Annotated in this window: 5 protein-coding genes; all 5 read right to left on the bottom strand. The window is 56.3% G+C overall.

Features of this window, described 5'->3' with window-relative positions; all coding sequences use genetic code 11:
• The coding region (locus HMPREF0240_RS23055) for a proton-conducting transporter membrane subunit (RefSeq protein WP_035314749.1) at nt 1–1,329 on the bottom strand (1,329 nt) is incomplete at its 3' end.
• A gap of 36 nt (nt 1,330–1,365) precedes the next feature.
• Entirely contained in the window at nt 1,366–2,838 is a 1,473-nt protein-coding gene (locus HMPREF0240_RS23050) for a proton-conducting transporter membrane subunit (protein WP_009005796.1), read from the bottom strand.
• A gap of 12 nt (nt 2,839–2,850) precedes the next feature.
• The gene (locus HMPREF0240_RS23045; RefSeq protein WP_347462643.1) at nt 2,851–4,041 is read right to left on the bottom strand and encodes a proton-conducting transporter membrane subunit; all 1,191 of its coding nucleotides are present in this window, start codon (nt 4,039–4,041) and stop codon (nt 2,851–2,853) included.
• Nucleotides 4,022–4,345 carry a hypothetical protein gene (locus HMPREF0240_RS25340; protein ID WP_009005794.1) on the bottom strand — a complete coding sequence of 108 codons (324 nt, stop codon included), beginning with the start codon at nt 4,343–4,345 and terminating at the stop codon, nt 4,022–4,024. Before HMPREF0240_RS25340 ends, HMPREF0240_RS23045 begins: the two co-directional genes overlap by 20 nt.
• Before the next feature lie 64 nt (nt 4,346–4,409).
• On the bottom strand, nt 4,410–5,051 hold a 642-nt coding region (locus HMPREF0240_RS23040; RefSeq protein ID WP_035314747.1), incomplete at its 5' end, for a proton-conducting transporter membrane subunit.

The raw sequence follows: 5,051 nt of genomic DNA, 5'->3' as shown, positions 1-5,051 counted from the left end.
ATCCCTATTCTTCTCCCAAAACAATGAGATATACAGCTTCAGCATATACGCCACAGTAAGCCCGCCGCTGATCAGGAACATCCACTCCACAAACACAAAAACCGGTGCCCCCGAGTACTCCACAATGCTCTCATGGAGCAGGGTCTTGCTGATATAGCCGTTCCACAGTGGGATTCCCCCGATTCCCAGGGCCCCCATAAGGAACGCGGCATTCAAAAACGGTTTCCCGCGGCCAAAACCCCGGATCTCATTCAGATCCAGCTGGTGAATGTTCATAAAGACCACCCCGGCGGCCATGAATAAGACGAGCTTGATCAGGGAATGGTTCATCATGTGCAGGAAGGTCCCGTGCACCGCCAGTCCGTTTTCCGCCCCCAACAGGCACTGCATCCCGGTCCCCACCAGGATAAAGCCGATCTGGGACATGGAGGAACAGGCCAGGGTGCGTTTTAAGTCCACCGAAAAGACCGCCAGCACCGCACCCCCGAACATAGTCACCACGCCCAGGGCCAGGATCAGGCTGCCCCATTTTTCGTCCCCGTAAAACATGTAGCAGCTGATGATCAGGATCCCGTACACGCCCGCCTTGGTCAGAATCCCGGACAGCAGCGCCGATGCCGGTGCCGGTGCCACAGGATGGGCCTTGGGCAGCCAGATATGCAGCGGGAAAGCGCCCGCCTTTGCCCCGAAGCCGAACAGCATGCAGCCTCCGGCAATGTAGAGCATCCTTTTATCCGGGAAGTTTCTGCAGGCCTCAAAGAGCGCCCCGATCTCCAGGGTCCCCACGGACGTATAGAGCAGAAAGAGCCCCATCAGCAGCACCAGCCCCCCGATGACCGCCACCGCCAGGTAGGTCTGGGCCGCCCTTAAGGATTCTTTCCTTTCGTCCTGTGCCACCCACACGTAGGAGGTAAAGGACATGATTTCAAAAAAGATAAAAGTCGTATATAAATCCGCGGAAAGAAAGACCCCGATGGTCGCCCCCAGGGTGACCAGCTGGAACAGGTAATAGCGGTTCCGGTTCCGGTAATGCCCGAAATACTCCCGGGAAAACACGATGGTCATCATCCACATAAATGCCGCAACCACCCCGTAGATTCCCCGGAAGCCGTCCATGGCAAAGGAAAGCCCCATGCCGCAGACCCCCTCCAGGATGTTTGTCGTGCCCTGCAGGCGCACTGCCCCGTAAAGCAGCATCAGGAATTCCGTTATGACCACAAAGTCTGCAAAATAGTTCCTGCCCTCTTTGGACTTCCTTCCGATCAGATAGGTAAGCAGTGCGCCGGCCATGGGATAAAATACCGGGACTGCCAATTGGATTTCATTCAAGCGTGCCACCTCCTAAGATACTCCTTTGATAACCTTCTAAAATACACCGTTAACCACCTTCGTCAGGAAGTCCGTCAGCGGCCCGGAATAGACCCCGAACCCGATGATTGCGATGGAGAACAGCATCAGCGGCAGCACCATCTGCCACCCCGGGTCCTTCACCCCCTCCAGGGCTTTCTCGTCAACCCCCTTCTCCGGGAAAAATCCCCGTATGACAATGGTCATCATATAGATGGCCGTCAAAAGCGCCGAGATGAGAAGACACCCCACACCGGCCCACGCCAGGTAGTTCCCGCTACCCAGGGCCGCTTTGGCCAGGTACCATTTACTGATGAACCCGCAGCCCCCCGGCACTCCCATCATCCCGATGGCCGATACCGTAAAGGCCCCGTACACCCAGGGCATCTTCCTCCCGAAGCCGTCCATATCATAAATATAGTGCTTGTGGGTCTGGTGCATAATGGAGCCGGCACAGAAAAAGGCACTGATCTTCATCACCGCATGGAAGACCATGTGGCACAGCGCACCCAGAAGCCCGGCCGGCGTCATGATGGTGGCCCCGAAGATGATATAGGACAGGTTGCTCACCGTGGAAAAGGCCAGCCGCCGCTTCATGTGGGTCTCTTTCACACCCATGCTGCAGCCGAACACCACGGTAAACATGGCCAGGACCATGACCACGTTCTGGGCCCAGGTTCCCCGAAGGAGCTCCGTCCCAAAACAGTAATAGGTCAGCCGGATCACGGCAAACGCCCCCGCCTTTACCACTGCCACCGCATGCAGCAGCGCGGTCACCGGAGTGGGCGCCACGCCCGCATCCGGAAGCCAGGAATAGAAGGGAAACATGGCCGCCTTGATGCTGAAGCCCAGAAAGGCAATCACATACAGCAGCAGCACCAGGTCCATCCCCAGCCCCGCCGTATGCCCCGTAAGGATGCCCCCCAGGGTGAACCCGGAGGGGTCCCCGTAGCGGACTAAAAAGACCATCCCCATAAAGCCAAGGGCCGCCCCTCCGATGGAGAAATAAATATATTTCCGGGTCGCCAGGACCGCCTCCCTGGTAAAGGTGTGCAGCACCAGGGGAATGGTGACCAGGGTCAGCATCTCATAAAAGAAATACATGGTCACGATGTTCGCGGCAAAGGCAATGCCCAAGGTCACGCCATAGGTCATGGTATAGAACATGAAAAAGGGCTGTTCCCGCTCTTCCGTGGACATATACTCATAGGAATACAGGGTGGCAATGGGCCACAGGATGGAGATCAGGCCCGCAAACACCATGCTCATCCCGTCGATTTTCAATGCAAAAGACACTTTCTCCGAAAACTGCAGCAGCACCAGTTCCCCCGGCCGGTTGAACAAAAGCAGGAGGACAAGGGCCGAGGTCAGGATCACGACGGCTTCAATATAAACTTCCATGTGCGCGCGTTTCCGGAACGGAATGAGGGGAATGAAGACCGCCATCACGATAGGGAAAACCACTGCTAATATAAGTAACTTTTCGTTCATGTCCTCACCTCCCTATACCACTGCCGCTGCAATGTTTCCAAGAAATTCCACCAGGCTGCCCGGGAACAGGCCCATGAGCAGCGCCCCCGCGGCCAGGATGAAAAGGGGCACCACCATTTTGGCTGAGGGCTCCCTCTTTTTCAGCGCCTGATAATTGTACTCTCTGCCGGGCAGAAATCCATCGATTGTAATCGGAAGCAGATACCCTGCCGTGAGCAGCGCGCTTACGAGAAGCACCACCGGCCCCAGCCAGGAGAAGGTCTTTACCCCGCTCTCCAAAAGCCCCTCTGCCAGATACCATTTACTGATGAATCCGCTGGCCGGCGGGATCCCGATTAAGGCAAGGGAGACAATGGTATAGCACCACAGTGTCACCGGCATCTCTTTTCCAATCCCCCGAAGCTGGTCCACCCGGGTATATCCGGTCTGGTAAATGATCGCCCCTGCGCTCAGGAAGAGGGCGGTCTTGATGAAGGCATGGAACAGCACATGGAGCAGGGACCCCGTAAGCGCCGTGGGGTTTAAAATGGCCATGCCCAGCATGATGTAAGAAGCCTGGCTCACCGAGGAATAGGCCAGCCTTTTTTTGAGCACCGGTTCCCGAAAGGCCAGCATGGAGCCCAGAAAGATGGTGATCAGGGCCAGCACCAGCCACGCATACTGCACCCAGCTGCCGCGCAGAAACTCTGCTCCCGCAATGTAATACACCGAACGCAGCACCGCCAGCACCCCGCCCTTGACAATGATGGCGGAGAGCACCGCGGAAGCCGGGGCCGGAGCCACCGGATGGGCCGTGGGCAGCCACGCCTGCATGGGGAACATACCGGCCTTCACGCCGAACCCCAGGATCATAAAGAATAACCCCAGGTGCAGGATGGTCCCGTTCTGCGCCAGCACCGCCGGGTCCATCACGCCTCCGGGCAGGAAGTCCAGGCTGGTTCCAAAGTGATAGAATACAAACACCCCAAACAAAGCCATGTAAGCCCCGCACATGGAGTAAAAGAGATATTTCATGCCCGCCATGACCGCCTCGTGGGTCTGGGTATGCAGAACCAATGGCATGGACACCAGGGTCATCATTTCAAAAAAGAGATAAATGGTCACCAGGTTTCCCGCCAGGCTCAGCCCCTGCAGCGCACACAGGGTCAGAAGGTAAAAGCCCCAGAACCGCCGCTTATGGTGTTCATGGTGCAGGTACTCCATGGAAAAGACCCCCGCCCAGAAGCCAGACAAACGCAATAAACCCCAGAAAAAACGCGCCCAGGCCATCCAGCCGAAAGGAAATGTCCAGCCCCTTTGTCAGCTGGAATAACGTCAGCTGTGCCTCCGCCCCCCTGGCGTACGAAACCAGCAGAAGGGCCACTGCCCCCACCGTAAGGGCCAGTGCGGCCACCGCCGCAAAGGACATCTTTTTCTCCTCCATTTTTTTGGCAGGAAGCACAAGGAAAAGAAGCCCTGCCACTGCCGGTATAAAGATTGAACATAGAATCCATGCCTGTATGTACATATTTCCTCCTATCTGCCATAAAACGATTTCTGCCGGTCACTGCACACCTCTGGCAGGCCCCCCCTTATCCAAAGATCTCCAGTCCTTTTTGGACCACCCCCATGACAGGCGCCGTACAGATGCCCAGGAACAGGTTCAGGGCCACGCCCCCTGCGATGGCCGCCTTAAACTGCCAGGGATTGCCCATGGTCTGTTCCTTCTGCCCTGCCGCCTTCTCCTCCTCACTTAAGGGAGTATACAGGATCAGGACCACTCTCATAAAGTAAATCGCATTCAATACCGTACTGATTGCCAGAGCCGCCAGCACCGGGATCGCATAGGCCGCATCTTCCAGGGATGCCTCCGCAAACATCAGCTTGCTGACAAAGCCCGCAAACCCGGGGATGCCCACCATGGAAAGGGAACCGGCCACAAACCCCACGCCGGCTACTTTATTTCGGAATCCAGCGCCTCTGAGCCCGCCGATATCCATACATCCCTCTGAAGCTTTAATCAGACCAAAAGCCGCCACGAAAACCAGGGATTTTGCCGCCGCATGGGCGAAGATGTGGTAAATACTTGCCCCATTACCCGCAGCTGAACCGAGGCCAAGCCCCATAAAAATATAGCCTATCTGCGCTACAGAGGAATACGCAATCATTTTCCTTATATTCTTCTGCCGGACAGCATCCAGAGATCCAAGTATCATACCAATAATTCCAAACAC

Origin of the sequence: Clostridium sp. D5, assembly GCF_000190355.1 — a bacterium.
Taxonomy (GTDB): domain Bacteria; phylum Bacillota; class Clostridia; order Lachnospirales; family Lachnospiraceae; genus Faecalicatena; species Faecalicatena fissicatena_A.
Note: the sequence above shows the minus strand (reverse complement) of the source record. Positions and strands in the feature narration are given on the sequence as shown.